2 protein-coding genes are annotated in these 1,422 nt (G+C 66.2%); both read left to right on the top strand.

The genetic code is table 11. The features are described from left to right. The first annotated feature begins 118 nt into the window (after positions 1-118). On the top strand, positions 119-295 hold the full coding sequence (locus AB0I23_RS41485; RefSeq protein WP_359118452.1) for a hypothetical protein: 177 nt from the start codon (positions 119-121) through the stop codon (positions 293-295). Continuing rightward, positions 292-1,344, top strand: a complete 1,053-nt coding sequence (locus AB0I23_RS41480; protein ID WP_359118450.1) for a hypothetical protein — start codon at positions 292-294, stop codon at positions 1,342-1,344. The genes AB0I23_RS41485 and AB0I23_RS41480 overlap by 4 nt, the downstream gene beginning before the upstream one ends. Positions 1,345-1,422: the final 78 nt, after the last annotated feature.

Raw genomic sequence — 1,422 nt, 5'->3', positions numbered from 1 at the left:
CTAGTCAATCCAGATCATCGCAGGCCAGGGGCACCCTTTTACTGTCAAGACGTCAGTTCACAGGCGGACAAACGCTATAGCTGAATACATGAGGTCAGGGGCCACGTATGTGGGGGACATGGCAGTCGACCAGGAAGCGGCGGCTCGCGCAGGCGTCGCGTACGTCCACGCCGGATGGGGATACGGGCAGCCCAACTCACCCGTGCCGGAGATCGTCGAGTCGCCGCAGGAGCTGCTGCAGCTTCTCCACCCCGCCGACTCGTCCGAGCCGTTCGTTGAGGGGAGCCTGGTGTGAGTACCCATCCGGTCGGCGGCCTGGGCCTGGTTCGTTCCGACTTCGGCGGTCAGCCGCGGTGGGTCCTTGTCGGTAGTGGCGCTCTCGACCGCGTGCAGACCGACTGCATCAAAACGGCGGAGCTGGATGCCATACCGCTCGACCGCCAAGAACTGGGCGACCTCGTCGAGATCGTCATGGCCGCCCTGGAGAGCTACAGCGCTTCGCTCGCTTCCACCCCGGGTAGTGCCAGCTGGCTGCATGTGCAGCACGTGCCCGTTGGGCGCTTCGTGGCCGGGGTCCTGCGCAAGCTGCTGGCCCTGAACACCTGGGAACCGTTCGCGGCGGCTCCGGGCCCCGTGGCCCTCGCACCGTACGAAGGGCTCGTCGGTCTGCGTTCGAGCAGCTCCAGGGAGTACCTGGCCTACACCGTCATCTGGTCCGGCATCGCCTACCTGCTCGGAGCAGCAGCCCCGTACAACCCGTCCCGCTCCGCCCAGTTACGCAACCTCTCTCGGGCCAACGTGGCTACCACGGAGCCGAGCCCGCTCCCCTTGGGTCTGCAGCAGAGAGACGTCGTAGCGCTGTCCTGGTCCTCCCGTCACGCGGCCACCCTGTTGCCGGTTCTCGTAGAACTGGAACACGATGGACGGACGAGCCTCGTGGTCGACCTTGCCACCGATCCGGCGGAGCGGTGCCCAGCACCGGTGGCCGCGGGCATCGGTCTGTGCTCGTCGCCGAGTGGTCTCTTCGCTCTCTCCGGCACCGCGGAGGAACTCCATCTGCCCGAGGACGGACACGCCGTCCGTATCAAGGAGCACACCGTTCAACTCGCCAGGCTCGTACGGCTCTTGTCCGTTCTCCTGGAAACGAGCGGCGGCTGCACCCAGCCCTCGTGGCGGTCCCTTGTTCGGGTGGAGACGTGGCTGGACCGCGTCCTCGCCGCGACCCGGCCGCATACCGTTCTCCTCAGCAACGACACCAGCCCGCTGAGTGCGCTGGCTGTGCACACGGCGGAACGCCACGGCGTGAACACGGTCCACGTCCAGCACGGTGAAGCTTCCCCTTGATCATGGACACCTGGAGACTGGGACCTGAGTGGTTCCAGAGGAAGCAGTGACCAGGTGGGTAGCAAGTACACGAAGCGG

This window comes from Streptomyces atratus (genome assembly GCF_040655115.1).
Classification (GTDB): Bacteria; Actinomycetota; Actinomycetes; order Streptomycetales; family Streptomycetaceae; genus Streptomyces; species Streptomyces atratus_D.
The sequence above is the reverse complement of the archived record's forward strand: the minus strand, read 5'-3'. Positions and strand labels throughout refer to the sequence as shown.

Excerpts from the sequence above, each read along its gene's own strand:
- AB0I23_RS41485 (WP_359118452.1), top strand. The coding sequence starts at position 119 with ATGGCAGTCGACCAGGAAGCGGCGGCTCGCGCAGGCGTCGCGTACGTC.